The sequence below is a fragment of the Archangium lipolyticum genome, assembly GCF_024623785.1.
Lineage (GTDB): Bacteria > Myxococcota > Myxococcia > Myxococcales > Myxococcaceae > Archangium > Archangium lipolyticum.
The window spans coordinates 49385-75446 of the sequence record NZ_JANKBZ010000044.1; the positions used below are offsets into that span (position 1 = coordinate 49385).

A 26062-nucleotide genomic window follows, 5' to 3' on the forward strand; every position below is an offset into this window, starting at 1 on the left:
CGAGCGTGCCCGAGGGAGGGAACCCTCCTGTAGACCGTGCGAGCAGGCGAGCTGTCGGGATGACAGTGGCCGCGCGCCCTGTCATTCTCGCCACTTACAGAGGGCCAAAAAACGGGTAGACCCGATTCGCCCCACGCCCGTTTGAAGCGGGCGAGAGGGGTTGAGGACAAGGCACGAGGCCCTGAATTGGGGGAGTGTTGGGACTGGAGACCTCAGACGAACGGCTGATGCTCGCCTTCCGGGCGGGGGATGCGCGTGCGTTCGAGGTGCTGGTGCGCAGGCACCGGACACCGGTGTTCAACTTCATCCTCCGTTTCACCAGCCACCGTGCCCGGGCGGAAGACGTGCTGCAGGAGACGTGGCTGAAGGTGGTGCGCAGCGCTTCGGAGTACGAGGCGAAGGCGAAGTTCACCACCTGGCTCTACACGATTGCGAGGAACCTCTGCGTGGACAGCGCGCGCAAAGAGAGCTACCGGCAGGCGGCCTCGCTGGAGGCGCCCACGACGGGTGCCGAGGGCGACGAGGGCCGGTCCCTGGGTGAGGCCCTTCCGGACGAGGGGATGAGCCCGGAGCGTGGCGCCTACAACGCCCGCGTGCGGCCGCTGCTGGAGCGCGCGCTGGCCAGTCTCCCGGAAGAGCAGCGCGAGGTCTTCGTGTTGCGCGAGTACAGCGGCATCCCGTTCAAGGAGATCGCCGAGGTGACAGGAGTGTCCGAGAACACGGTGAAGAGCCGCATGCGCTATGCCCTCGAGGGGCTGCGCCGGAGGCTGGCCGAGCTCGGAGTGGACGGCGACCTGGCCGAGGACGGAAGGACGGTGGCGGGATGAAGCCCCAGGGCAGCCATGCACACGAGGATCGGCTGTTGGACTTCGCCTATGACGAGCTTCCGCCCACGGAGGCCCAGCAGATGGAGCAGCACGTGCAGGGCTGTGCGCGCTGCTCGGAGGCACTCCACGGCATTCGAGGGGTCCGCACCACCATGTCCCGGCTGCCGTTGGAGTCCGCGCCGGACGCGGGGTTGGAATCGCTGATGGCGTACGCGCAGCAGGCCGCGCGCCGGTCCGCGGCGGGGCCCGAGCCGGCGCCTCGCTGGTGGCGCCGCCTGCTGGCGCCCGCGCTGGGCATGGCGGCCGTGAGTGTCTTCGGGGTGGTGGTCTTCCAGGTGAACCGGGAGGTGGAACTGAGCCCGGTGCCGAGCCAGAAGGCGATCGCGCAGGAGCGGATCTCCGGCGAGAACAAGGACGAGACGAGCCCCCCGGTCCCCCCGCCAGCGCCCGCCGCGCCGGTCTCTCCCAGGGCCGAGCAGCTCCACGCGCAGTTCGACGAGGAGATGCGCGGGCGGGCGGACTGGTCCAACGCGGGGGCGGGCAGCCCGGGTGGTCTGCCGGAGAAGAAGGTCGCGAGAGGGGACGACAAGGGCCTGGGGAGCTTCGGGGGGTACTCGACGAAGGGGACATCGAGGGCCAAGCGCGAAGTGGCCGTGAGCAAGAGCCTGCCCTCGCCGTCGACCGCTCCGCGTGCTGAGCCCACTCCGGACTGGGATGGTGCGCAGGCACAAGAGCAGGTGGAGGCGGCCCCTGCGATAATAGATGGCCCCATTCCTGGCGGGTCTCAGCAGGCCGTGCGGTACGAGCCATCGGGCAATGCGTTGAAGATCGGCGGCTCCACCGCGCGTCCGACGTCGGTGGAGAGCGTCGCCTCGGCCGATGACTACGCGCAGCGGCAGGCCCCCGGGCGAGCCCAGGCACCAGCCGCCATGTCGCCGCCCCCGCCGCCCCCCCCGATGGAACAGCCTTCCATTGCGGCTGGGGCCGTGGTCCGGGCGGAGGGCATGGAAGCCCGGAAGGCGGAGGAGGCCGAGAGCCCGCGCGAGAAGGCCAGCGCCGCGAAGAGGGCACCTTCGCCGGCGGAGCTCTTGAGGCAGGCCGATGTGGCCTCGCGTTCCGGGGACAAGGAGCAGGAGGTTGCCTTCCTGCGTGCGGCGCTGACCGCCGGAGCCCAAGGGGCGCAGTTGGTGGATGCGCTCTCCCGACTCTGTGAGGCGGAGTTCGAGCTGGGCCGGCGTCAGAGCGCCATCGACATCTGCAGACGGCTGATCAGGGAGGCACCCGGCTCGCGGGCGGCCCGGCTCGCGCAGAGCCGGCTGGAGGGCGAGCTCCTGTCGCCCGCGGACGAGGCCGGCAGCGAGTCCAAGAGCGCCGCCCCCGAGACGAAGTAGGGGAACAAAAACAACCCTCCCTCTCCCTCTGGGAGAGGGTCGGGGTGAGGGTATCCGTCCCCAGGTTCCCTCGTTCGTGTCACCTCCGCCGGGTCAAGGAGTCGGGTGCGCACCGCTCTCGGGACCCATGGGCAGGTCCGGGTTGAAGGCCCCGCGGAAGACGATGTCCTCGCCCTTGGGATCGCGCAGGAGCCAGGGCTCGCCGGAGGGGGAAATCCCCACGGGGTGGAGCTCATAGGCGACGCCGCCCTCCATGACGTGGAGCAGCAGGGTGCCGGGAGGCACATTCGAGGGCAGGGCATCCGGCGAGTCGATCTTCTGTATCCGGAAGTGCAGGGGCGCGAACGAGCGGGTACGAACCGGAGTGGTCTGGCCGAGGGTCACCTGCTGGAGGGCCGACTCCCAGGAGACGAGGTCCTCGGGAGCGGAGCCATGGCTCTGCAACTCGCTCACGGAGCGGCCATGGAGATCTCTCGCGACGCGGAGGATCTTCAGGTTGGCGGAGTCGGCGGTGCGCCCGGCGACCACCACGCCCTCTCGGTTGCTCCAGCTGGCGAGCGCCAGACCACCGAGGATGAGCAGGGACCAGAACACCCGCGCGCTGCGCCCGCGCAGGAACTGCACGAGCACGGCGGTCATGCCCACGAGGGAGGCGAGTACGGCCAGCAACAACACCGGGCGAGGGGGAGGGCCGGCGTGGAAGGGCTGGAGCTGCGAGTGGAGCAGGTGCTGAGCCTCGGGCCAGCCCGACACGAAGCAGATGGCCGTGAAGCCCGCGAAGACGATCGCGTGGACGAGCCGGAGAGGCAGGGAAGAATCCTGCCGCACGGAAGAGGAAGACGGCTTCACGGGAACGGCAGGTTCAGCACGAAGTAGAACGAGTCGTAATAAATCTGGTACGCGCGCAGGAAGACGTCGATGACGTTCATCTCCTCCTTCCCGTTGCCCAGGTCGACGCTCATCAAGACGATGAGCCCGAACAAGAGGATCCAGTTGAGGAAGGAGTACTCGACCATCGCCTGTCCACGAGGATGACGGCGGCGGAGCGAGGTGGGGCGAGAGGGGGTCTTCATGGGCGGTTCTCCTGCGGACCCGAAGCGGTACCAGACTGGGGCAGGGGTTGGAAGTGGGGCGGCAGGTTGCTGGCCGGCTCCAAAGTGATCTTCTTGTCACTCGGGGCGGGAGGCACCATGCGCGGTTTGGCGTCCACGCCGTAGTCGCGCACCTCCATCGTGTACCGGACGGGAGGCAGCTCGATCTTCGCCAGACGCAGGATGGGAATCTCGCGGCTGAGCCAATAGCGCTTGAGGACGAGCTGGCGGTGGCGGACCTCCAGGGGCTCGGCCGTCACGGTGCCCGCGAGCGTCATGACGCGGGCGGGCTTGCCCCGGTTCACGCTCGTGCCCTGGCCAGCGGGCAGCTGCGCCGTGGGAGGGGGGAGGGGAGGCTGGGACGTGTCCTTCTCGGGTGTGCCGACGAAGAACGGCATGGCGCCCGTGTCCACCTCCTGCAGCTTCTCGAAGCCCTGGGTGGCAAACAGGCGGGAGATGCCTTCCCGGCGCAGCCCGGTGTCGCGGGCCACCAGCATGAGGAACTGGGCCAGGGGGGCCTTCAGCTCCGCGTGCTCACCGAACTCCAGCTCCACCCACACCGCGTCGCGGCCCTGGACATCCTTCTGCTCGGCGACGACGGCCAGACGCATGAAGCCCTCGGTGGGGCCGCCATTCATCTGGTACGTCACCCACTCGCCCACGCGCGCATCCATCCGCTCGGGGGCGGCCTCGAAGAGCAGCCGCCCCTCGCGCGACACCTCCGCCGGCACGGCGCCCAGCAGCGCCAGCGACAAGGCGTACACGAGCGCGCTCATGGCTTCTTCTCCTTCAGGAGGCCCGCGCGGATGGCCTCCTCGCGTGCCTGGCGCACGGCATCCGCGTTGGGCATGCCGTCGGGCCGATCCGTCCCCACCCACGTCTGGGAGATGGCCACCCGCGAGGGCTCCAGCTCCACCAGGGTGGTGAGCGTCTGCTCGGCCCCGCGTGCGTACTCGAGGACGAGGGTGCGCTGACGATCCAGCGTGCCGCCGGACTCGCGCACCGGCTTGTAGCCGGCGGCGGTGAACTTGGAGGCGAGCTCCTGGCGCACGGTGTCCAGGCCGCGCTCCACCACCTGCGTGCGGTGCCGCGAGCCTCCGGCCTCATCGCGCGTGCCGACGTCGGCGCTGAAGAGCGCGCCCTCCACCTGGATGAAGGGGCCCTTCCCGGCGTCGGGGGGCTTCTCGTACAGCCACAGGTCCTTCAGCACGGTGAAGCCCACCGTCTTGCCCATATGGGTGCGCAGCACCACCGCGCGCTGGAGTCCCTCGCGCGTGTAGAAGGCCGAGACCACCCCTTCCTGCTTGAAGTCGCCGCTGGCGACGACGGGGTAGCCCTGCTTCCGCCAGAGGTCGGTGAAGTACCTGGCCACCTTCACCATCGGGTCCGTCGTGGTGAAGTAGGCCATGCGGTGGTACTGGCCGCCGATGAGCAGATCATTGCCGATCCGCGTGTGCACGGTGCCGGGGTAGACTGCGAGCTCCTGCTCCGCTCGCGATGGAGCGGCCCACAGCAGGAGCAGGGTGAGGAGGAGGCTTACTCGCACGTGACCTTCTGCTGGTTCTTGTCCTGGTTCATGCTGGGATCGCCCTTGGGCGTGTTGGGCATGTCGGCCTGCATGTTCTTGCAGCCCATGAAGTTCTCGCCACGGGCCATGAAGACCTTCCGGTAGAGCGAGCTGTCGTACGCCTGGGTGTCGCGGAAGGGAGCGGTATCGAAGCAGCGCTGCTCCGGGTCGTCCAGGCCGGGATAGCTGTTCAGGTTGTTGAGCCCCAGGGGGGCGCCGTGCTTGCTCTTGTTGCAGTCGCGGGCGCTCTCGCCGGGCTTGTAGTTGTGAGCCACCACGAAGGGGCCGAGGAAGTCGGGGAGGACGAAGTTGGCCACCTCGCTGAGCTGCCCCAGGCCCACCTGGTCCAGGTAGTTGCCGACACCCAGGAACTTCATCCGGTCCACCTGCAGGTAGAGGCCATGGTCGGAGCCACCGCCGTGCACACCGGCCCGCTTGGACTTCACCAGGGCATCGCCGCCGTCGGGCAGCTGCCAGCCGTTCGCGATGAGCGTGAAGCGGTTCTTCACCTGCATGTTGCCCAGGTCCCTGCCGCCCCAGTTGTCCACGGTGAAGAAGCCCTTGTCCTCCTGCTGCAGGTAGTTCCTGGGCAGCCCGATGCTGGTGAGCCTGCTGCGGATCTCCACCTCCACCTGTCCCTTGGTGTTGAAGCGGAAGTGCTCGAGGAAGTAGTTGAGCGTCTTGCCCACCGCGGAGGCCGCCTCGGCGCCCTGTCCGCCCGAGCCCTCGAAGACGCGGGTCAGGTCGATCCCCGCCACGGTCTGGTTCTTGATGGTCACCTGCGCCGGAGCGGCGCGCACCATGGTGCCGAACCTACCCTCGGGCTCGATGGAGTCGAGGTCCTGGTAGCGCTCGGAGGCCTCCTTCACCGAGGCCATCATGGCGACGTCGAAGGCCTTCTCGTGGTCCGCGTTGCCGTAGTCGCTCAGGGCGTAGCTCGTCATCTCCCAGGCGACGTACCGGCTGGCCTCCTGCAGCTTGAGCTTGGCCCGGATGATCTCGCTCAGGAAGATGCTGAACATCAGGATGGAGACGAGCAGCGGCACCACGAGCGCGAACTCGACGATGGCGGCGCCACGCTGGGACGGCTTGCGATGTGCGTGGGGGCGGAGCATGGCGGGCCTCAGTGGGTGATGATCTTCGCCGGCGAGTCCTTGATGGCGTTGGGCAGCGCGTCCGCCAGCTTGTTGACCAGCGGCAGCTGATCCTTGCCCTGCCACACGGCCGCCAGACGGGGCCGCCAGTAGGGGTTGAAGAAGTTGGGCTGCTCGGTCCAGTTGCCGGGCCGGTGGTAGTACGTCTGGCCGCGCGAGATGACGTTCATCCCCGTCACCAGATCCCACCCGGCGACGGAGATCTTCTTCCGGTCGTTGTCCAGCTCCAGCGTCGTGGGTGACTGGCCGAAGGAGAACTTGAGCTTCCCGCTGGAGTTGAGCCGGCCCGGCCCGCTGTACGTGGCGCCGGTGGCGTCGGGCTTCTTGTTGTGCAGCTGCTGGGTGTCCTTGTTGAGCATCACCCAGGTGGAGGGCTGGTTGAAGTCGTCCTTGCGCTCGGCCATGGCGGTGGTGCTGGCATCGTCGCCAGCGCCTCCCACGCAGTCCTTCGCGTAGTCACCCGGCTCGAAGTGGGGGAAGGGAGCCAGACCCTCCCAGGGGTGGTTGTCGTCGTCCGGGTCGATGCGGACGTTGGCCACGAAGATGGACATGTCGTCGAAGACGCACTTGCCGAGCACCTTCGCGAGGCAGGGCCTGGACTCGTAGAGACCCACGTTCCGGTCATCCTGGGTCCTGGCCTGCCCGGGGAAGACCACCCGCCAGTGGATGCCGTTCTCGCGCAGGTCCGTCCGGCTCATGGCCCAGATGCTGGTCTTGAGCGTGTCGTTCTTCTCCTCGCGCGGATCGCCCCAGCAGTCGCGCCAGGTCCGCCCGTCGTCCGAGTCCGGCGTCTTGGGGCAGCGGAAGGGGTTGTTGATGTTGGCGATGCCGATGTCGATCTGGGACGGTCCCGGCAGCTTGATGTAGTACGGGTCATCCGCGCCGAGCACGTCGCCCTGGCCGAGCATGCCCATGGGCAGGTTGGGCAGGTCATTGGCCTCGCGGATCTTGTTGCGGCGCTTGGAGGCATCGCCCTTGGTGGCCTCCATGCCGCCGAAGCCGAGCCGGTAGGTGAGGAAGCGCGTCTGGCCCCACTTGGGGAAGTCGTTGAGGACGGACTCCAGCGGCTTGAGCCAGTTGGGGATGGGCATGAGACTGCCCAGCCGGCGGTCGGTGACCATCGTCTCCGGGCAGATGCCGGTCTTCGAATCGCACGGGAAGCGCGTGGCGTTGGTGATGCCCGCCATCACCCGCTTGGCCCGGGCCACCTTGTCGGTCTCGTCACGCTTCGTCGGATCCAACGGATCGAACGGGTTGACGGGGCTGAGGGGCGTGCCGTTGGCCTCCTTGTAGTGCGTGCGGTTGTAGAGGCACTGGTTGATGAGTCCCGCCACCGTCTGCGGGATGAGCGAGTCCACGTTGGGATCGTTCTCCTTGATGATGGCGTTGGAGGTCCCGAAGACGTACGAGGACGTGGAAATCATCACCGCCGTGGCCGCGCCGGCCATCACCGAGTTGAGTGTCCGGTGTCCTGGCACCACCACCGTACCGATGATCTCGTCGATGGGTTCCAGCACCCCCTTCATGAGGAGCAGCATCCCCCGGAGGATGGTGTAGATGGTGTCCAGCGCCTTCATGATGATGCCGATGTAGGGCAGCTTGTCGAGGACGGCGCAGATGAGCTTCCAGACCCCGCTGCGGCTGTCCTTGGGGAAGCACGGGCCGATGGTGCGCATGAGCCCGAAGACGTCCGTCAGGAAGGCCTGGACGAAGAAGATGAACGAGTCCAGCGACTGCCACAGCATCGCCGACACGTAGTGGGACACCTGCGTGCGGTTGGTGAACGCGTAGAAGTTGAACGCGCGCGCCTCCATGGCCGCCGTGGAATAGGCCGCCGCGTCCGCCGTGTTCTGCAGGCGGATCCGCTCGTGCACGCCGTGCCCGATGTTGACCGTGGTGATGAGCGCGATGCTCAGGATGAGCATCAGCACACAGGCGAGAACGAGCGCCTGGCCTTCCTGGCGCTCGAGGCTACGTCGGAGAGCGCGGGTCATCATGGCGTCACAGTCCCCAGTCCGGGTTCAGATGCATCAACCACTTGTAATAGAAGTTCGACTGCATCCTCATGCTGTAGGTGGCCGTCAGCGGGATGAAGTAGCGCTTGCCCACCAGCTTCGAGATGAGCGGGATGCTCCCGGTGGCCAGCCCCCACAGCACGGACATCTCCACCGTGTAGAGCGTGTTGTAGCCCTTCTGGTGATCCAACCCGCGCACCGGCACCATCGCCACGTCCTTCATCCCGCCCTGGCGGTTGGTGAGGAGCGCCCTGGAGTTCACCGAGGGCTTGTAGATGGCTCCTCCCAGCGACACGCCCGCGTTCGCCGCCCACCACGAGGTGAAGATGATCCAGTTGGCGAAGGGCACCCGGAGCTCGTACCAGTAGCGCACCCGCACGCTCAGCACCGTGGCCTTGCGGAACACCTCCTCGTCGTTGTCCGGCAGCGGGAGGTTGAAGAACTTGGCGATCTTCGCCTCCAGCTCCGGCACCTCCGGGTAGGAGTCCGGCCCGTCGAAGTCCATCTCCCGCCAGTTGATGGCCGAGCGCAGCTTCCACACGCTCTGCACCGGCGAGTACCAGGACGGGTTCACCGTATCCACGCGCACCTGGCCGAAGAGGTTGGAGCCGTTCACCGACGCCGGCACCACCGAGTTCTTGTTGGGCCAGGCCAGCAGCTGCAGTGCCTCGTCGTAGAGCTGTGCCAGCGCCCACGTCTTGGCCAGCTTCGGCAGGTCATCCGTGCGGCCCATGGTGGGCAGCAGCGCCAGGATGGCCGCGTCGTGCATGCGCTCGTTGTTGCCGTTCCAGACGATCCCCGTGCGCGCCGCGCAGTACGCCGCGTACTCGGTCATCAGCTTGGCGTGCTGCATCATCGTCAGCTGGATGATGCCCAGGCCCAGGAACACCATCAGGGGCAGCACCAGCGCGGATTCGACCGCGGCCTGCCCGGATTCCCGGGTTCGGTGGGGGGGGGTGGAAACCATGAATGCCGCCATCTAGCGACATTCGTGCCACGACTTCCATCCGTCAGGTGGACGACGATAGAAGGGTCTCCCCAGAGGGACGGACGGGGCTCGGATCCGGGACGGCAAGCCGTCAGAACGGCTTAATCCGTGAGGGTGACTTTGACACCCCGCATGACAGGTGGATAACATCCCACCCCGCTGACGCCCCCCGGGCTCCCATCTTGAGTGCAGCTCTCCCACCCATGAGTACCCGCCCCCCTGGCGTCCCCCGCTTTCTGGAGGTCCTCGAGACATGTTGAAGGGTAAGACTCCGCTCGTCATCGCGCTGGCGCTCGGTCTGCTGGCCGGCATCATCGCGTGGTCGGCCATCAAGAAGAAGGAAGCGGACGTGCGCCGGGGCTGGAACCTGGTGCCCGTGGTCGTGGCCTCCCAGGACATCCCCGAGGGCACGGTCGTCTCCATCGAGATGATCAACCAGCGCTCGGTGCCCGAGCAGTTCGTGACCTCGTCCGTGGTGAAGCCGGACTCGGCCACCTACGTGGTGGGGCAGAAGGTGCTGGTGGCGCTGCAGGCCGGTGATCCGCTGCTGTGGAGCCAGTTCGAGACCACCAAGGCCGCCGAGCGCCTGTCCACCAAGGTGCAGAAGAAGGTGCGCGCCATCACCATCGAGTCGCGTCCCACCACCTCCGTGGGCGGGTGGATCCGCCCCAACGATCACGTGGACGTGATCGGCACCTTCCGCGATCCGCAGACGGACGAGAACGTGGCCGTGACGCTGCTGCAGAACGTGATCGTCCTCGCCACGGGCAAGATCACCGGCACCACGAACGTCAACCTCATCCCGGAGACCCAGCGCGACTACACCAACATCACGCTCATGGTCATCCCCGAGGAGGCGGAGATCCTCACGCTGGCCGCGGAGCTGGGCAACCTGACGCTCTCGCTGCGCAACGAGGAGGACGTGGACATGATCGAGGAGCGTGGCCGCGCCACCATCAGCACGCTGCTGTCGGGTGAGCGCACCCGCGTGCTCGAGCAGAAGCGCCGCGAGATCATCCAGATCATCAAGGGCAACACCACCGAGAAGAGCACCGTGGGCTCGAGCATCCCGTAGTCACGGTCTTCGTCCCCCCACCGTGTCGTCCCCCCTCCGTCGCTGAAGGAAGTCCCCGCCATGCTGGCCGGAATCGTCCTCCTCCTCGTCACCGGGTCGGTCTTCTTCTTCAGCCTGGTGATCTTCACCGTCCTGGCGAAGGCCTACGAGCAGTACCAGGAGCGGTACGTCGTCAAGTCGATGAACGACTTGAGCGACATGTTCCTCTTCATCGATGCCCGACAGCTGCTGGTGCTCAACATCGCCAGCATGTGCTTGTTGGGCATCCTCTCGTACATCATCTTCAACCCCATCCTCTGCGTGATGGCCACGATCTTCGGCTTCTTCCTGCCGATCATCCTGGTGAAGCACTACCGCAAGCGGCGCATCAAGAAGTTCAACGTGCAGTTGGTGGACGCGCTCCAGGCCATGGCCAACGCGTTCAAGGCGGGTCTCACGTTCCCGCAGGCCATCGAGCACGTGGCGCGCGAGGCGCAGCCGCCGCTGGCCCAGGAGTTCGGGCTGTTCGTGAAGGAAGTGAAGCTGGGCGTGCCGCTGGAGGAGGCCCTCATCAACATGGGCCGCCGGGTGGGCAGCGACGACCTGGAGCTGGTCGTGGTGGCCACCAACATCGCGCGCCAGCTGGGCGGCAACATGGCGGAGATGTTCGAGACCATCTCCACCGTCATCCGCGAGCGCTTCCGGCTCGAGGGAAAGATCGACGCGCTCACCGCCCAGGGCAAGCTGCAGGGCTGGGTGGTGGCCGCCATGCCGGCCATCCTCGGCATGGTGCTCAACTACATGCGTCCGGACCTGATGGAGCCCATGATGGACCACTGGTTCGGCTACGTGCTGGTCACGATCATCGCCATCATGGAAGTGCTGGGCATTTTGATCATCCGGCGCATCGTCAACATCGACATCTGAAGGAGCAGCCGTGGGCGAGGTCCTCACCTATACGTTGATGGGAGGCTCGGCGCTGATGTTCGCGGCGGCGGCGGGCTTCCTCGGCTTCGGCGTCTACCAGAACTTCTTCGAGCGCTTCGTGGAGGAAGTGCGCGACGAGTCCGCCGGTGGCGTCAAGGGCATGGGCTCGGTCACCGTGCGCAAGCTCGGTGCGCTCAACCGGCGGCTGATGTGGCCGGGCTACGAGTCCAAGATGCGCCGCAAGCTCATCAAGGCCGGCGAGCCTCAGGCTTTCAAGCCCGAGGACATCATGGCGCTGCAGGAGATCTGCGCCCTGCTGGGCCTCCTGGCGGGTCTCATCCTGATCAACGCCATGAGCCAGAACCTGGCCTGGTCGCTGCTCTTCGCGCTCTTCGGCCTGTATTACCCGCTCATCTGGGTGAATGATCAGGTGAAGAAGCGCCACCTGCTCATCTCCCGGGCGCTGCCCTACAACCTGGACCTGCTGACGCTGTCGGTGGAGGCGGGTCTGGACTTCACCGCGGCACTGGCCAAGGTGGTGGAGAAGGGCAAGACGGGTCCGCTGCGCGAGGAGATGCAGATCGTCCTCAAGCAGCTGAAGATGGGCAAGACGCGCGAGGAGGCCCTCAAGGCGATGATCGCCCGGGTGGATCTGCCGGCGCTCACCACGTTCGTCACCGCGCTCATCCAGGCGGACAAGATGGGCACCAGCCTGGGCAAGGTGCTGCGCATCCAGTCCACGCAGCTGCGCATCGACCGCACCCAGCGCGCGGAGAAGCTGGCGGGCGAGGCGCCGGTGAAGATGCTCTTCCCGCTCATCGCGTGCATCTTCCCCACGGTGTTCCTGGTGCTCTTCGGGCCCATCGTGTTCCAGTTCATGTTCGGGGACGTCGGGGGGTAGGGTCCTGGGCTTCCAGCTGACCATCGCCAAGGGACTGCAGCAGGGGAAGGAGATCACCTTCGAGCAGTCCGAAGTGCACATCGGCCGCACCGTGGAGAACGACGTGGTGCTGCAGGATGCCGGTGTGTCCCGCCGGCACGTGCGCATCTCGGACCGGCTGGGGCGCTTCTTCGTGCAGGACCTGGGCAGCTCCAACGGCACCCTGGTCAACGACCAGCGGCTCTCCGGTGAGCAGGAGCTGCGCAACGGGGACCGGATCTCCCTGGGCCCCGTGGAGTTCGTCTTCCAGGAAGTCGTCAGCGACGAGGACGCCACCCGGCCCTTCATGCCGGTGGAGGACGAGGACGCCACCCGGCCCATCCGGCGCAACGTCCAGCCGCTGCCGCGCACGGAGACGGACGACGGCATGGCGGCTCCGATGTCGGGGCTGTCTCCGGTCGTCGACGAGACAGCGGAGTTCCCTCCCTCGGTGCCTCCCGTGCTGTATCCCGTCCCGGGTGCCGCGGCGAACGGTGGGGGAGGGGGGACTCGTTCGGAGACGATGGACGAGATGCCGGCCGCGCTGGCCAGGCCCGCGTCCCGCGCTCCCGTCAAGGCCGCCCCCGCGCCCTCCGCGAGCGCGGGTCTGTCCGCCGCCGAGAAGGCCCGGCGCAAGCGCGAGCTGGGCGACACCCTCGGTGGACAGCTCCGGCTGTGGTGGTCCGAGCTGCCGGGGGGCGGGAAGTTCGCGTTGCTCACCGTGGCGGCCTGCTTCGTGGTGGGCATGGTGGCCGCCTTCGTCGTCGTCTTCCGCCCCAAATTCGAGATGGGCCCCAAGGGGCCCGAGCCGACGTCGCTGGGCCTCCAGGTGCTGACGGACTCGTTCGGTCTGGGCGAGGGCGTGACGTGGCTCCAGCCGGACATGAAGGCCTTCGACTTCGAGTTCGTCTCGCCCACGCGCGCGGTGGGCGTGCTGCGCTACCACGCCAGCGGTATCTCCAAGGAAGAGGTCAACATCTCCCTCAACACGGTGAACGTGGGCTGGGTGCCTCCGGACACGACCAACACCGTGGAGCGCGAGGTGCAGCAGATCCTCTCGCCGACCATGCTCGAGCGCAACGCGCGCAACCAGCTCGTCTTCGACAACGTCCGCAATCCCCCGGGCAAGGACAGCTGGCGGGTGTGGAACCTGCGGCTGGAGATCATCCCCGTGCCGGACCTGCGTCCCGAGGAGCTCCAGGAGACGGCGCGCAACTACGTGTCCAGGGCGCGTGGCTTCTACGAGCGCAGGGACGTGGGCCCGGAGAACCTCTTCCTCGCCTGGGAGAACTACCGCTCGGCGTGGATCACCCTCGAGGCCCTGGACGACAAGCCGGACCTCTACCAGGACGTCCGTTTCATGCTGGGCCAGGTGGCGGCGGACCTGGACCAGAAGTGCGGGCAGCTGATGCTGGATTTCCAACGCAACATCCAGTTCAAGGACACCAAGAGGGCCGTCCAGGTCCTGGAAGAAGTCAACAGGCGCTTCCCTACACGGGCGCATCGCTGTCACAATCTGGCGCTCGAAAAAGCCAACGAGTACGGGCTGTGAGGCCCGTACCCGCGCACGAAATGAAGTGGTGACTTCCCATGTCCAACGGTTCCCCTCCCGCACGCCGTCGTCCGACGACGGGCTCCCCCTCGGGTGGCGCCACCTCGCAGCGTCCCTCGGTGCGCAAGTCGTCCACGAGCGCGTCCTCTCCGGCCGTCCGCTCCGCGTCCGCGCCGGTGACGGGCACGAAGCTGGCGTGCTCCGCGGGCCCCTGCGCCGGTGAGGAGTTCGGGCTGGAGGATGGCGAGTACGTCGTCGGCCGTGCCAACGACAACCCCATCTGCATCCCGGACACCTCGGTGTCGCGCAAGCACGTGCTCATCCGCCGCGTGGGCGGTGGCTGGGCCGCGAGCGACCTGGGCTCCGGCAACGGCACCCTCCTCAACGGCGAGCCCCTCACCGACGAGATGCCGCTGTCCCACGGCGACGTCCTCACGCTGGGCGACACGGAGCTGACGTTCAACGACAGCTCCAACGCCACGATGATGATGCCGATGCCGTCGGCGCCCCCGTCGAGGCCCGCCCGGGGCGGCTCGAGGTCCTCCGCTCCCGCTCAGGCTCCCGAGGCCGCCGATACCGTGGACGAGGGCGCCGTGCCCGTTCCGCGCCGTCCGCCGCCCCGCCCTGATCGCGTCCCGCGCGGAGGCCGCGCGGCGGCGGCTCCGGATCCGGCGGCACAGCAGCGCAAGAAGCGCCTGCTCATCCTGACCGCGGGCGTCTTCGTGATGCTGGTGGGCCTGCTGGTCGTCATGAAGGTGCAGCAGCAGAACCAGGCCGAGGCCGCCGCCCTCCAGGCGCGCGAGGCCCAGGAGCGGCGCGCGGCGCTCGACGCGCTCTTCCAGGACGCCAAGAACCTCATCCGCGAGGGCAACTGGGTGGGGGCCAAGGCCAAGCTGCTGGAGCTCCAGGAGGTGGAGCCCGAGTACGTGCAGCTGCAGGACTACCTGGCGCGCGTGGAGAAGGAGATCCCCAACCAGGAGGCGATCACCACGGCCAAGGCGGCGCTCGACAAGGGCCAGCTCGCCGCGGCCTCGGCTGCCCTGGCCAAGGTGAGCAAGGACACCCAGCTCTTCGAGGCGCTGCGCTCCCTCAAGACGACCATGCAGGACAAGGCCGACAAGCGCGTGCGCGAGGCGCAGGCCCTGCTGGAGCAGCGGCAGCTGGACGCGGCCCGGCAGGCCAAGGCCATCACCGACGACGTGCTCGTGGCCTTCCCGGAGCACCGCGACGCCAAGGTCATCGCCGAGCAGGTGGATCTCTTCATCGAGAACGCCACCCGGCCCGCCCCGGTGGTCAAGGGCCCCGAGGCGCCCAAGCCCTGGGATCAGGCCGTGGATCTCTTCCGCGATGGTGACCTGCGCGGCGCGGTGGCCATGGCCAACTCCTGCGCGGGCAAGCACCCCCAGTGCAAGACGCTGATCTCCCAGATGACGGACTTCGACGGCCTCTACAAGAAGCTGGAGGACCTGGACGCGAAGGGCCTGGCGCGCCTGTTGGACCTGGACAAGAAGATCACCAACGGCCGTGGCAGCAAGCTGTCGCGCAACGCGGGCACGCGCGCGGCCAACATCTTCTTCAAGAGCGCCTCGGCGGCGAAGGCGGCTGGCCAGTGGGGCCGCGCCATGGAGAACGCCCAGCGCGCCCTCCAGTCCGACCCCAGCCACGCCGGTGCCAACAACATCGTCACCGAGCTGCGGCAGAAGGCGAAGGATCTCTACCTGCAGGCCTACGCCCTCAAGGACACCAATCCCGAGGACGCCGTGCCCAAGTTCCGCGAGGTCATGTCCATGACCCTGCCGGACGACGAGACGCACCAGAAGTGCAAGACCTGGATCGAGAAGCTCCAGCGATGAAGAAGCGGCGAGGGACGCAAGAAGCCCCGCCAAGCCCCCCCGCCGGACAGGGAGACCTGTTCGGCGGCGCGTTGGGTGCGCCGGCACCGGCACCGAAGCGGGCCACGGCGGCCACGGCCTCCAAGCCGCCGCCCGAGCCTCCTCCCGCGCCTCCGGCTCCCTCCGAGTTGAAGGACGTGTCCGAGGCGCTGCCGTCGCTGCCCGGCGCGCCCACGCGCTCGGCGCCCACGCGCACGGTGCTCACCGTGGGCGAGCTCACCCAGCAGCTCAAGGCGACGATCGAAGCGCGCTTCCCCCGGGTGCTGGTGCGCGGCGAGGTGTCCGGCTTCCGGGGCCCCAACGCCCGCGGCCACCTGTACTTCACGCTCAAGGACGCGGAGGCCTCGCTCGACGTGAAGATGTGGGCCTCGCAGGCGGCGCGGCTGCGCTTCGCCTTGCGCGACGGGCTGGCCGTGGTGGCCGAGGGCAGCGTGGACCTCTACGCGCCCGCCGGCCGCTACAGCCTCATCGCCTACAAGCTGGAGCCGGAGGGGGAGGGCGCGCTGGCGCTCGCCTTCGAGCAGCTCAAGGAGCGGCTCGCGGCCGAGGGGCTCATCGGCGACAACCGCGTCCGTCCTCCGCGCCCGTTGCCCTTCCTGCCCCGGCGCATCGGCGTGGTGACGAGCCGCACCGGCGCGGCCCTGCAGGACTTCCTGCGCGTGCTGCACTCGCGCCACCCGCGGCTGTCCGTGCTGCTGTGCGACGCGCGCGTGCAGGGCGAGGGTTCCGCCGAGGAGGTCGCCCGGGGCATCGAGCGCCTGGCCCGCACGGACGTGGACGTCATCGTCGTGACGCGCGGTGGCGGCTCGAAGGAGGACCTCTGGACGTTCAACGAGGAGCGGGTGGCGCGCGCCATCTTCGCCTCGCCCGTGCCGGTGGTGTCCGCCATCGGGCACGAGATCGACTTCTCCATCTCGGACTTCGTGGCGGACTGGCGCGCGCCCACCCCGAGCGCGGCGGCCGAGCGGCTGGCGCCGGTGCTGAGCGACCTGGAGTACGGCCTGGCCACCCAGAAGGTGCGCCTGCGCAGGGCGGCCGAGCGTCAGGTGCTGGAGCTGCGCGAGCGGCTGGGCTCGCTGCGCGGGCGGGTGGTGGATCCGCGGCGGCTGCTGTCCACGGAGCGGCTGCGCCTGTCGGACGCCGAGGACGCGATGACGCGGGTGCTGCGCCAGATGCTGCGGGAGCGGCGCGAGCAGCTCCGGGGCCACTCCGAGCACCTGCAGCGCCAACGTCCCCAGGCCCGGCTGGCCGAGCAGCGGGCGCGGCTGGTGCAGCTCTCCGCCCGGCTGAAGGACGCGGTGCGGGCGGACGTGGCGGAGCGGAGGGCGAGGGCCGCGCGGAACCGGCTGGAGCTGGAGCGGGTGTCTCCCATCGCCCGGGTGGCGGAGCTTCGCGCCCGGCTCGCCCATCAGCAGGCCCGGCTGGTCGCCCTGGAGAAGGACACCCTGGCGTCCGCCCAGCGACACTTCCAGCGGTTGGAGGGGCGGCTGGATGCCATGAGTCCGCTGAAGGTCATGTCCCGGGGTTACGCCGTCACCTTCCGGAAGCAGGACGGGGGGGTGGTGCGCTCCATCTCCGACGTGCGGCCCGGTGAGGTGCTCGGTATCAAATTCGCCAGCAACGGGGCGAAGTCACTCCAGGGCTGCGAGGAAATCGAGGCGACTGTCACCGCCGTGAAGGGACCGGTGGATTGCTGACGTCCGGGTGCAGGTCCCTCTGGCACCCGGGCGGGCGCCTCCTCTAGAGTCCCGCGGCTTTTTCTCGTCGAGGTGGACCGGAAGTGGCGAAGGACAGCAAGGGCAAGGTGGCGGAGGAAGTCCCCGAGCAGTACGGGGACGTGGTGCAGCGTCTCGAGGACGTGGTGGCGCGCCTGGAGGGCGGCACCCTGACACTCGAGGATTCGCTCAAGTCGTTCGAGGAGGGCATCAAGCTGGTCCGTCGCGGCGAGCAGCTCCTGAACGCGGCGGAGAAGCGCATCGAGGAGTTGTTGAACGAGGAGGGCGAGGACGTGGTGGTGCCCCTGCAGGCGGGAGTGAAGCCGCCGGCGGTGCCCTCCGCGCCCACGCCAGCCCCAGCCTCGCGGGGGAGCTCGGGCGCGTCACGCTCCACTCCACCCCCCGAGGATGACGTGCCGTTCTAGGCCCCCATGCCGAAGCCCAAGGTCACCATCGTCGACGATGACCGCGATACGCGGGAGTTGCTCTCGCTCGCCCTGGAGTCGGAGGGCTTCGAGGTCACCGCCGCGGCCAATGGGTTGCGGCTCATCGCCTCCCTGCAACTCAAGCGGCCGGACGTCATCCTCATGGACGTGAACATGTCCTGGATCGACGGCTTCGAGCTGTGCAAGGCGGTGAAGAAGAACGAGCAGTTCCGGGACATCCCCGTCATCTTCATCAGCGGGCGCGGGGAGCTGGAAGACAAGCGGCGCGGGTTGGAGGCCGGCGCCGCGGACTATTTCGTGAAGCCCCTGGATCTCAACGCGCTCATCAATCGGCTGCGTGCGCTCATTCCAGCGCCCGCCCCCGAGGTACCCTGACATGCCGTCTTTCGACCTGGATTCGTACCTGCAGACCCAGCAGGAGCGGGTGGAGAAGCTGCTGCTCGCCCGCTCCGACGAGATGGGCGTCCACGTGCCGCCGCGCCTGCTGGAGTCCATGCGTTACTCGCTGCTGGCCGGTGGCAAGCGGCTGCGGCCGGTGCTGTGCCTGGCCTTCGCGGAGGCCGTGCTGAAGAAGAGCGCCGTCTCGCGCGTGGTCGAGGACTCCGCGTGCTCGCTCGAGTTCATCCACACCTACTCGCTGGTGCACGACGATCTGCCGTCCATGGACGACGACGACCTGCGCCGCGGGCGGCCCACCAACCACAAGGTCTTCGGTGAGGCCATGGCCATCCTGGCCGGTGACTCGCTCCTCACGGACGCCTTCGCCCTGGTGGCCGGCGGCCCCGAGCCGGTGCGCGGGCTGCTGTGCCGCGAGTTGGCCGTGGCCGCGGGCTCGGCGGGCATGGTGGGTGGCCAGGTGCTGGACATCGCCGAGGACCGTCCAGCGCACATCGACTACCTCACCCGGATGCACCGGCTGAAGACGGGGGCGCTCATCCGCGCCGCGTGCCGCATGGGCGTGCTCGCCGCGGGTGGGGACGCGGAGGCGTTGGATCGCGCGGACACCTACGGGGACGCGGTGGGGCTCGCCTTCCAGATCGCCGACGACATCCTGGACGTGACGGGGGATGCCTCGTCGCTGGGCAAGCCGGTGGGGGCGGATGCCGCCGCCGGACGCTTCACCTTCCCGGCGGTGCTGGGCCTGGAGGAGTCCAAGCAGCTCGCGGCGCAAAAGGTGGCCCAGGCCATCGCCGCCGTGCAGCCGCTGGAGCCGGGGGATGGCCCGCTGGCGGCGCTCGCGCGCTACTCGGTGGAGCGGCGCTCGTGACGGAGCGGCTTCTGCCGCGTATCCAATCTCCTGGGGACGTCCGGGCGCTCCCCGAGTCCGCCCTGCCTCACCTGTGTGAGGAGCTGCGTGAGGACATCATCTCCCTGTGTGGCCGAGTGGGCGGCCACCTGGGGGCCTCTCTCGGCGCGGTGGAGCTGATCGTCGCCCTGCACCGTGTCTTCCATTCGTCCCAGGACGCGCTCGTCTTCGACGTGGGCCATCAGGCCTACGCGCACAAGCTGCTGACGGGCCGACGCGAGCGTATTGGCACCCTGCGGCAGGCCGGAGGCATCGCGCCCTTCCTGGACCCGCGCGAGAGTCCGCATGACGCGGTGGCCGCGGGCCATGCGAGCACGGCCGTTTCCGCGGGGCTGGGCATTCTCGAGGGCCGGCGGCTGCGGGGCCTGCCCGGGCACGTGGTGGCGGTGGTGGGGGACGGGGCGCTCACGGGTGGGCTCACTTTCGAGGGGCTCAACAACACGGGGGGCACGCACCTGCCGCTGGTGGTGGTGCTCAACGACAACCAGATGTCCATCTCGGCCAACGTGGGGGCCATCCCCGCGCTGCTGCGCACCCGCGAGGCCCGCGCCTTCTTCGAGGGGCTGGGCTTCACGTACCTGGGGCCGGTGGACGGGCATGACCTCGGGGCGCTCATCCGGACGCTGCGCGAGGCCCGTGCCTCCACGCGTCCGGTGGTGGTGCACGCGCTGACGCAGAAGGGCAGGGGTTTTCCGCCGGCCGAGGCGGACGCGCAGACACGCGGCCACGCCATGGGCCCGTACGAGTGGCGGGATGGGAAGCTGGTGCGCTCGCGAGGAGGCCAGCGCACCTTCAGCGAGGCCTTCGCGTCCGCGCTGGAAGAGGTGATGGCGAGGGACGCGCGCGTGGTGGCGGTGACGCCGGCCATGCTGGAGGGCTCGGCGCTGGTGGGCCTGAAGCAGCGCTACCCCGAGCGCGTCTTCGACGTGGGCATCGCCGAGCAGCACGCCGTCACCTTCTGCGCGGGCCTGGCCGCCTCGGGGCTGCGGCCGGTGTGCGCCATCTACTCCACGTTCCTCCAGCGCGCGTACGACCAGGTCATCCACGATGTGTGCCTGCCGGGCCTGCCCGTGCTGTTCGCGGTGGACCGGGCCGGGCTGGTGGGCGCGGATGGCGCCACGCACCAGGGCACCTATGACGTGGCCTCGCTGCGGCCCATCCCGGGACTCACCCTGATGGCGCCGGTGGCGGGAGAGGATGTGCCGGTGATGCTCGCCACGGCGCTGGGGCTGCCCGGGCCCTCGGTGATGCGCTTTCCTCGGGGCACCCTGCCGTCGCTGCCGCAGGAACTGCACCCGGGCCCGGGTCCGGTACAGGGGGCGCGCTGGTTGAAGCGGGCCGAGCGGGCGCGGGTGTGCTTCATCACGCTGGGGCCGCTGGGGCTGGCCGCGCTGGAGGCCGCCGCCGGGGAGCCGGGCTGGAGCGTGCTGGACGCGCGCTTCGTCACCCCTCTCGATGATCAGGCGGTGCTGGAGGCCGCCGCGTGCGGGCGCGTGGTGGTGGTGGAGGAGGGGACGACGCACGGCGGGCTGGGCAGCGCGGTGCTGGAGGTGCTCGCCGCGCGAGGCGTGATGGCCCGGGTGAAGCTGCTGGGGATGCCGGACACCTTCGTGCCCCATGGGGACGCGCGCGTGCAGAGGGCCGAGCTGGGCCTGGATGCCGCGGGCCTGCGGCGCGCCGCCCAGGGGCTGCTCGGGGAGGGGACGCCGTGAAGCCGCGCAAGGAACGCCTCGACGTGCTGGTGGTGGAGAGAGGGCTGGCCGAGTCCCGGACCAAGGCCCAGGCGCTCATCCTCGCCGGGCAGGTGGTGGTTGCGGACCAGCGGGTGGACAAGCCTGGAGCGCTGGTGCCGGTGGAGGCCGAACTGCGGCTCAAGGGCGAGGTGCTGCCCTACGTGTCTCGCGGAGGGTTGAAGCTGAAGGCGGCGATCGAGCGCTTCGGCCTGGACATGCGGGGCAAGGTGGCGGCGGACATCGGCGCCAGCACGGGAGGCTTCACCGACTGCCTGTTGCAGGAGGGGGCCACGCACGTGCACGCCATCGACGTGGGCTACGGGCAACTGCACGAAAAGCTGCGCACGGACCCGCGCGTCCGCTCGCGGGAGCGGGTCAACGCCCGCTACCTCACGGCGGAGGATCTGCCCGAGCCCGTGGACGTGGTGGTCATCGACGTGAGCTTCATCTCGCTGACGCAGGTGCTGCCGGCGGTGCTGCCCTTCCTGAAGCCGGGAGGCCTGCTGGTGGCGCTGGTGAAGCCCCAGTTCGAGGTAGGGCCCGACAAGGTGGGGAAGGGCGGGGTTGTGAAGGATCAGGCGGCCCGGCAGGAGGCGATCGACTCCGTGACGGCCTTCGTGCGGGAGCAGGGCCTGACGGTACGCGGAGTGATGGACTCGACGGTGCCCGGTCCGGCCGGCAACGTGGAGGCGCTGCTCGTCGCGGACAAGACGTGACGCGGTGTTGGAGTTCCGGCTCGCAAAGCACGACGGAGCGGCGGTTTCGATTCCCGCCGCCTCCAATAGAAGTTGCCCGCCGCTCAGAGCCGCGCCCCCACCTGACGAGGGGGCGCGGTTTGCTTTTGGGGACCAAATCGGGCTCCTTGGGGTCCAAGTTCGGACCAAAACGGAGCGCACGACGTGGGAAACAACAGGGTGTGGACGGGGAAGTGGAAGGGGGGGCGGACGTTCAACGGGAAGGATGGCCGTCCGGTGTTCGTGCTGCGGAAGATGGTTCAGGGGCGGGCCTATACGGTCCACCTGGATGCCCGCAGCGAGACGGAGGCGGAAGCCGAGCTGGCCCTCTTCATGCGCGACCCCGAGGGCTACAGTACCAAGCGGGAAGCGCGGCAGCAGCAGCAGGAGTCTGCCGTCTACGTCAACGTTGAAACAGTGGGCCGCTTCCTCGATTCCATGAGGCAGGCGAAGACCACGGAGCGCTACGTGGGCAACGTCGGCTTCTACCTGGCGACGTGGGCAGAAGCGCTCGCGGGCAGGGACCTGCGCACCGTCACCCTCCAGGAGCTTCTGCGGGAGTTGGCCCGGCACAAGTCGGCCAGGAAGAACCGCATCACGGCGCTCAAGTCGTTTACTTCTTGGTTGAGAGAGCAAGGGGCCCTCTCCCTGGCCGAAGACCCCACCGTCTCCCTCAAGGTGCCCGTGACCCGTCCCGAGAAGGCCGTGCGGGAGAAGGGTTACAGCATCGAAACCACCGAGCGGCTCTATCGAGCCATCAGCGGATGGGAGTTCACCAACTTCCAGCGGGAGTCCACGCGGCGCATGACCGACGTGCAGTGTGTGCGCGACGTGCTGTGTATCCACGCCAAGACAGGGATGCACGGCACGGAGATCGAGCGGCTGGCCAAGGGTGAGGGCAAAGTGGCCGTGTTCGAGGACCAAGGCGAGATCGCCGCAACGGTGACGTTCATCCACAAGAGCGGGAACGTTCACCGGCAGAGTATCGACCGGCAAACCCTAGCGGCTGTGCAGCGGCTACAGGCGCGAGGGGCCGCGCCGGTTGATAGCCATATCCGCCGGGTTGTGGCTCGCGCCTGTGAAACCCTCGGAATCGAGCCGGTTCATTTCGGGGAGTACCGGCACAGCTTCGTTACCTGGGCTTCGGAGTGCGGCCAGGAAGTGAGGCCCAAGGCGGGAGGGCTCCCACTGGCCGCGATTGCCGCCGTGGTCGGCCACCACTCGGCAAACACAACGAAACGCTTTTACGACAACGTGAAGGTGCCCCCAATGATCAAGATTCCGCTCAAGCTGGAGCATCCCGACGATCCGGCACTGCTGCCCGTGCGGCGTGCGCAGATCAGGCTCGTCGAATCAGCTTGAGGATTCTATTCGCTAAAACTCTTCACCAGTTCCCCTGGAGACACTGTGCCTCAAGCCACACTAAAATTAAGCCAAAGTTACAGAACCCCCCTCATCGCCTCATTGCGAACGAGCAACCCCAGTTCAAGCGATGAGTGGACAAAACGATTCTCCCTATGTGCTCAGCGCATTTTGAGCGCCGTCGTCTTCCGCGAAACGGCATTTGGCTCGTTCAAAAAAACAGGAAGCGCCGTTCTACCCCCCATTGGATTTTATTATTCGCTTTTTCACATGGGGGTCGCAATGCTGTGCGTGGATTACGCCACGCCTCTCACTCAGCTCAAGCAGATGAAGCATGCTCGGCTCCAGGGCTTACTTAAATCAAAACTCGTACAGCGGAGCCTTTTAAAAGCAAGGTATGTCAAGACGCTCGAAAAAGCTCAGGAGTTAAGAGAGCATATCAATTACGTGTTTGGTGGAAAGCGCATCAAAGATCCGTATTTCATCAAGCAGGCCATTCCGGTCTGGCACGAAAAAATCGGGATACAATTCCAGGCGGCATTGATGTTTATCAAGGCCGTACAGGAAGAATACATTGCAACGCATGGCTGGACCGTACCGACAATTGCGGGCAGCATTGGAGATGATATCGGTGATGATGCTTTTGCTATGTACCTATCCGCGACAGAGAAAAAGCGCGTAGTTCGCTATTTAATCAAGAACGACCTTACTACATGACAAGAGCGCCTGATTGCCCGGCGTGGCGTGCCCGACGTCCCCCACGCAGCATGCGATGCCTCCCGGTGTGGCTCTTACCTGTATGCCCGGCTTGGCACCCCGAAGATCCGGCACTGCCGCCCATGCGGCGAGCACATATCAGGCCCGTCGAATTAGCTTGAGGATCTCATCCTTCTCCCCCCGACCGGCGTTGCGCTGGGCGGGGCGCCGCTTGAGCTTGGGCGCTGGTTCGCGGTCGATGCCGTCCATGAGGGCTTCGAGGCTGGGCAGGTAGATCATGGCCACCTTTCCAAGCTTCGGGGCACGACGGAGCGCGCCACTCCTCAAAAGCTCGAAGATGCGCGAGCGCCCGCAGCCGAGCATGGCCTGCGCGGCTTCAATGGAGATGGCCCGCGCCGCTTGAGCGGGAGCCGTGCTGCTGATCCGGTGCTCGATCTCGCGCATGGACTCGCGCAGGCCCCGCAGCTCGTCGCAGATGGCCCGCAGAAGGTCGGGCTCGCCGCCGCCAGAGTCAGTGCGGGCCGGTAGCGAAGCCCCGGCCCGTGGAGCACCTTGCGCACCCACAGAGGCGCATCCGCAGCAATCACAGGCGCACGCCCGCACTCCAACCGTGGAGGGATTCCCCTCCGAACAAACGTCGATCTCCGCCATACCCGCCACCCGTCCCAAACAACCCACCTAAACCGACGGGGGCAGAGGTGACACAGACCTGTGGGACGTGTCCAGGTCGCCAGCAAAGGGCCGCCAATGACTGGCCACCGTTCAGCCGGGCAGACAGGGGGCGTGAGGCCGCAACAAGCTTCCCACTGCCGGGCCACCACCCGGGCCACCACGCCACCACCGCGCCCACCACAACGCCACCACAGAGAGGGCCAGCGGGGCCACCACGCGCCACCACCCAGGGCCACCACAACGCCACCACCGGAGCCACCACGGAGGGCCCCCCAGGAGGGCCACCACCGCGTCGCTGTGGCGAAGCTCCAGGCAGGCCGCCCAAAGGTTCACGCTGCGCCCCGGTGCTCTCCACCACGCCCGAGGCTCGGGCTGTGGCCGTTGCCGCGCTACTGGTTCATTCCACCGGCCCGAGGCTCGGTTGCCGTCCTGCTGGCCTCCACTGGCCCGAGTTTCGGCTGCCGCGCTTTGGTGCCTGCTCCCCATGCCCGAGGCGCTGCCGTGATTACCGCCGCACCAACACGGGCTCTCGACATGCGAGCGCCAATCGAACACGTCCGCCCCACGTTGCGACTCTCATAGGGCGGACTCCACCGGAAGAAGGGTGCAAAGGCATGACTTTTTCCCGATTTGCTCACCTCTACAACCCAACCGCTTTAGGTAAGTAACTCAGTATCCATACTTAATTGGTTGGGTGGGCCTTCCCATCGCTGGGGTGCTGTGTTACCTACGCGGGCACATTCGGAGTTGACCATTCACCCTATCCGCCTTGGGGTATTGGAAGCCTTCAAGCAGGAATCTTCACCATGCCCAGGTCTCCCGACATCCAAGAGCCCGACGCCCGACTCGTTTTCGACTCGGGAGGCTTTCGCTATGAGCTTTACCGCACCCTTGTGAAGCACAGGGATTATGACACGCTGTTGGTCGTATGGCGGCAAACTGTCGGCGGTGGCCCGCGCGCTCAAGTTCTCCTCAAGCCTTTGGATGCGCCGCACGAGCGCGACAGACACGCGCGAGCACGGGAGGAAGTAAATCTCGCCATGTTCCTGCGCCATCCCAACATTGCCGAAGTGTACGGGTTGGCCACGCGCGAGGGAGTTGATTACGTCGTCAGTGAGCATATGCGCGGCTGCTTTCTACTCACCGTCATGGATGCGGCGATGATCGCAGGGCGCAAATTGTCGTCTGCCTTTGCGGTATCCGTCGCGGCTGACGTGGCGGATGCGCTCGATTACGCGCACGGACGCGAGGACGACACAGGCCGGAAGCTTCACATCATTCACCGGGCCGTGGGACCGCTGAGAATTCGCCTGGGTTTCAACGGTCGTGTCAAACTCACCAATTTTGGCAGTGCCTACTCGGAACTAAGACACCGCCTGCCTACTCCTCTCGGTGTCCTTCGTGGCGATCCGGCTTACATCGCCCCGGAAGTCCTGCGCGCCGCAGTCGCATCGAGAGACAAACTCCTGCGCTCCGTTGTCGAGCCATCTACCGATCCCCTCCCTACAAAGGAAATCGACGGGAGGGCGGACGTTTTTTCTCTCGGGCTCGTGTTGCTCGAAATGCTCACGGGCGAGTACCCACTAGATCCCCTCGCAACTCTCGCGCCCCAGCTTCCCTCACGCTTTCCACCCAATATCGTTTCCGAGAGGCCGACGTGGATAAGTCTTGAGGTGCTAGCCAATCGCGTTTTGCGCTTTGGCCCAGCAGAGGTGGAACGTGCCGCTTCTGAATTGCCCACACGTCTGCAAGCCATCCTCACGCGGGCCCTACATCCCAACCCCGCAGAGCGTTTCGAGTCTGCCTCCGAGATGCGCAATCAACTCCGCCTTTTTCTGCTCAACTTGACGGAACCCTATACCGTCATCGAGAGAGCATCCGAATTGAAAGCGGTACTCCAGGAAGCGTCGCGCCGCTGGTCGTCGTCGTCCATGGAGCTTATCGAGCGAGGTGTCTTGCCCCTGCGTCCGGACATGATGGACGGCAACCCTTCGGAGTGA

The 26062-nt window shown here is 67.4% G+C and carries 24 protein-coding genes; 16 read left to right on the forward strand and 8 right to left on the reverse strand.

The annotated features are described in order from the left end of the window. The first annotated feature begins 194 nt into the window (after positions 1-194). Both NR810_RS47500 and NR810_RS47505 read left to right on the forward strand, forming a co-directional pair. On the forward strand, positions 195-827 hold the full coding sequence (locus tag NR810_RS47500) for an RNA polymerase sigma factor (protein ID WP_257462430.1): 633 nt from the start codon (positions 195-197) through the stop codon (positions 825-827). After that, entirely contained in the window at positions 824-2218 is a 1395-nt protein-coding gene (locus NR810_RS47505; protein WP_257462432.1) for a zf-HC2 domain-containing protein, read from the forward strand. The genes NR810_RS47500 and NR810_RS47505 overlap by 4 nt, the downstream gene beginning before the upstream one ends. A gap of 93 nt (positions 2219-2311) precedes the next feature. On the opposite strand, the gene NR810_RS47510 is transcribed toward NR810_RS47505, so the two are convergent. The 7 genes from NR810_RS47510 to NR810_RS47540 are packed head-to-tail and all read right to left on the reverse strand — an operon-like array spanning position 2312 to position 9012. Then, positions 2312-3046 (reverse strand): hypothetical protein, encoded by a 735-nt coding sequence (locus tag NR810_RS47510; protein ID WP_257462434.1) that lies wholly within the window; start codon positions 3044-3046, stop codon positions 2312-2314. Positions 3047-3063: 17 nt separating this feature from the next. Continuing rightward, the gene (locus NR810_RS47515; RefSeq protein WP_257462436.1) at positions 3064-3291 is read right to left on the reverse strand and encodes a hypothetical protein; all 228 of its coding nucleotides are present in this window, start codon (positions 3289-3291) and stop codon (positions 3064-3066) included. Then, entirely contained in the window at positions 3288-4085 is a 798-nt protein-coding gene (locus NR810_RS47520; protein WP_257462437.1) for a hypothetical protein, read from the reverse strand. Before NR810_RS47520 ends, NR810_RS47515 begins: the two co-directional genes overlap by 4 nt. Beyond that, a complete protein-coding gene (locus tag NR810_RS47525) occupies positions 4082-4855 on the reverse strand; it encodes a hypothetical protein (RefSeq protein ID WP_257462438.1) in 774 nt (257 codons plus the stop codon). The genes NR810_RS47520 and NR810_RS47525 overlap by 4 nt, the downstream gene beginning before the upstream one ends. Beyond that, on the reverse strand, positions 4846-5991 hold the full coding sequence (locus NR810_RS47530) for a TadE/TadG family type IV pilus assembly protein (RefSeq protein ID WP_257462439.1): 1146 nt from the start codon (positions 5989-5991) through the stop codon (positions 4846-4848). The genes NR810_RS47525 and NR810_RS47530 overlap by 10 nt, the downstream gene beginning before the upstream one ends. 8 nt (positions 5992-5999) lie before the next feature. Beyond that, positions 6000-8027 (reverse strand): pilus assembly protein TadG-related protein, encoded by a 2028-nt coding sequence (locus NR810_RS47535; protein ID WP_257462440.1) that lies wholly within the window; start codon positions 8025-8027, stop codon positions 6000-6002. 4 nt (positions 8028-8031) lie between these two features. Beyond that, a complete protein-coding gene (locus NR810_RS47540; protein ID WP_257462441.1) occupies positions 8032-9012 on the reverse strand; it encodes a TadE/TadG family type IV pilus assembly protein in 981 nt (326 codons plus the stop codon). Between the two features lie 274 nt (positions 9013-9286). On the opposite strand from NR810_RS47540, the gene cpaB reads away from it, so the two are divergent. The 13 genes from cpaB to NR810_RS47605 all read left to right on the forward strand — a co-directional run bounded on the left by cpaB (position 9287) and on the right by NR810_RS47605 (position 23390). Then, positions 9287-10108: a Flp pilus assembly protein CpaB gene (cpaB, locus tag NR810_RS47545; RefSeq protein WP_257462442.1), complete on the forward strand. Its 822-nt coding sequence runs from the start codon at positions 9287-9289 to the stop codon at positions 10106-10108. Positions 10109-10168: 60 nt separating this feature from the next. Further along, positions 10169-11014, forward strand: a complete 846-nt coding sequence (locus NR810_RS47550; protein ID WP_257462444.1) for a type II secretion system F family protein — start codon at positions 10169-10171, stop codon at positions 11012-11014. Positions 11015-11024: 10 nt separating this feature from the next. Further along, positions 11025-11915, forward strand: a complete 891-nt coding sequence (locus NR810_RS47555; RefSeq protein ID WP_257462446.1) for a type II secretion system F family protein — start codon at positions 11025-11027, stop codon at positions 11913-11915. Positions 11916-11949: 34 nt separating this feature from the next. After that, positions 11950-13485 carry an FHA domain-containing protein gene (locus NR810_RS47560; protein WP_257462469.1) on the forward strand — a complete coding sequence of 512 codons (1536 nt, stop codon included), beginning with the start codon at positions 11950-11952 and terminating at the stop codon, positions 13483-13485. A gap of 38 nt (positions 13486-13523) precedes the next feature. Further along, positions 13524-15338 carry an FHA domain-containing protein gene (locus NR810_RS47565; RefSeq protein ID WP_257462447.1) on the forward strand — a complete coding sequence of 605 codons (1815 nt, stop codon included), beginning with the start codon at positions 13524-13526 and terminating at the stop codon, positions 15336-15338. Then, the gene (gene xseA, locus NR810_RS47570) at positions 15335-17074 is read left to right on the forward strand and encodes an exodeoxyribonuclease VII large subunit (protein ID WP_257462448.1); all 1740 of its coding nucleotides are present in this window, start codon (positions 15335-15337) and stop codon (positions 17072-17074) included. Before NR810_RS47565 ends, xseA begins: the two co-directional genes overlap by 4 nt. Before the next feature lie 83 nt (positions 17075-17157). Beyond that, entirely contained in the window at positions 17158-17517 is a 360-nt protein-coding gene (gene xseB, locus NR810_RS47575) for an exodeoxyribonuclease VII small subunit (RefSeq protein WP_257462449.1), read from the forward strand. A 6-nt stretch (positions 17518-17523) separates the two neighbouring features. Next, positions 17524-17913 (forward strand): response regulator, encoded by a 390-nt coding sequence (locus NR810_RS47580; RefSeq protein ID WP_257462450.1) that lies wholly within the window; start codon positions 17524-17526, stop codon positions 17911-17913. 1 nt (position 17914) lies between these two features. After that, entirely contained in the window at positions 17915-18805 is an 891-nt protein-coding gene (locus NR810_RS47585; protein WP_257462452.1) for a polyprenyl synthetase family protein, read from the forward strand. Continuing rightward, entirely contained in the window at positions 18802-20556 is a 1755-nt protein-coding gene (locus NR810_RS47590) for a 1-deoxy-D-xylulose-5-phosphate synthase (RefSeq protein ID WP_257462453.1), read from the forward strand. Before NR810_RS47585 ends, NR810_RS47590 begins: the two co-directional genes overlap by 4 nt. Then, complete coding sequence (locus NR810_RS47595) at positions 20553-21293, forward strand: TlyA family RNA methyltransferase (protein WP_257462454.1); 741 nt, start codon at positions 20553-20555, stop codon at positions 21291-21293. Before NR810_RS47590 ends, NR810_RS47595 begins: the two co-directional genes overlap by 4 nt. Before the next feature lie 255 nt (positions 21294-21548). Beyond that, positions 21549-22673, forward strand: coding sequence for a site-specific integrase (locus NR810_RS47600; RefSeq protein WP_257462455.1), 1125 nt, complete (start codon positions 21549-21551; stop codon positions 22671-22673). A 45-nt stretch (positions 22674-22718) separates the two neighbouring features. Further along, positions 22719-23390: a hypothetical protein gene (locus NR810_RS47605; protein WP_257462456.1), complete on the forward strand. Its 672-nt coding sequence runs from the start codon at positions 22719-22721 to the stop codon at positions 23388-23390. Positions 23391-23528: 138 nt separating this feature from the next. On the opposite strand, the gene NR810_RS47610 is transcribed toward NR810_RS47605, so the two are convergent. After that, on the reverse strand, positions 23529-23834 hold the full coding sequence (locus NR810_RS47610) for a hypothetical protein (protein ID WP_257462458.1): 306 nt from the start codon (positions 23832-23834) through the stop codon (positions 23529-23531). A 1034-nt stretch (positions 23835-24868) separates the two neighbouring features. On the opposite strand from NR810_RS47610, the gene NR810_RS47615 reads away from it, so the two are divergent. Continuing rightward, positions 24869-26062: a serine/threonine-protein kinase gene (locus NR810_RS47615; protein ID WP_257462459.1), complete on the forward strand. Its 1194-nt coding sequence runs from the start codon at positions 24869-24871 to the stop codon at positions 26060-26062.

What these genes read in the sequence shown, in the direction of transcription:
- NR810_RS47505 (WP_257462432.1), top strand. Translation starts at nt 824, where the DNA reads ATGAAGCCCCAGGGCAGCCATGCACACGAGGATCGGCTGTTGGACTTC.
- NR810_RS47515 (WP_257462436.1), bottom strand. Translation starts at nt 3,291, where the DNA reads ATGAAGACCCCCTCTCGCCCCACCTCGCTCCGCCGCCGTCATCCTCGT.
- NR810_RS47520 (WP_257462437.1), bottom strand. Translation starts at nt 4,085, where the DNA reads ATGAGCGCGCTCGTGTACGCCTTGTCGCTGGCGCTGCTGGGCGCCGTG.
- NR810_RS47530 (WP_257462439.1), bottom strand. Translation starts at nt 5,991, where the DNA reads ATGCTCCGCCCCCACGCACATCGCAAGCCGTCCCAGCGTGGCGCCGCC.
- NR810_RS47535 (WP_257462440.1), bottom strand. Translation starts at nt 8,027, where the DNA reads ATGATGACCCGCGCTCTCCGACGTAGCCTCGAGCGCCAGGAAGGCCAG.
- NR810_RS47540 (WP_257462441.1), bottom strand. Translation starts at nt 9,012, where the DNA reads ATGGTTTCCACCCCCCCCCACCGAACCCGGGAATCCGGGCAGGCCGCG.
- cpaB (WP_257462442.1), top strand. Translation starts at nt 9,287, where the DNA reads ATGTTGAAGGGTAAGACTCCGCTCGTCATCGCGCTGGCGCTCGGTCTG.
- NR810_RS47550 (WP_257462444.1), top strand. Translation starts at nt 10,169, where the DNA reads ATGCTGGCCGGAATCGTCCTCCTCCTCGTCACCGGGTCGGTCTTCTTC.
- NR810_RS47565 (WP_257462447.1), top strand. Translation starts at nt 13,524, where the DNA reads ATGTCCAACGGTTCCCCTCCCGCACGCCGTCGTCCGACGACGGGCTCC.
- xseA (WP_257462448.1), top strand. Translation starts at nt 15,335, where the DNA reads ATGAAGAAGCGGCGAGGGACGCAAGAAGCCCCGCCAAGCCCCCCCGCC.
- NR810_RS47580 (WP_257462450.1), top strand. Translation starts at nt 17,524, where the DNA reads ATGCCGAAGCCCAAGGTCACCATCGTCGACGATGACCGCGATACGCGG.
- NR810_RS47585 (WP_257462452.1), top strand. Translation starts at nt 17,915, where the DNA reads ATGCCGTCTTTCGACCTGGATTCGTACCTGCAGACCCAGCAGGAGCGG.
- NR810_RS47610 (WP_257462458.1), bottom strand. Translation starts at nt 23,834, where the DNA reads ATGCGCGAGATCGAGCACCGGATCAGCAGCACGGCTCCCGCTCAAGCG.
- NR810_RS47615 (WP_257462459.1), top strand. Translation starts at nt 24,869, where the DNA reads ATGCCCAGGTCTCCCGACATCCAAGAGCCCGACGCCCGACTCGTTTTC.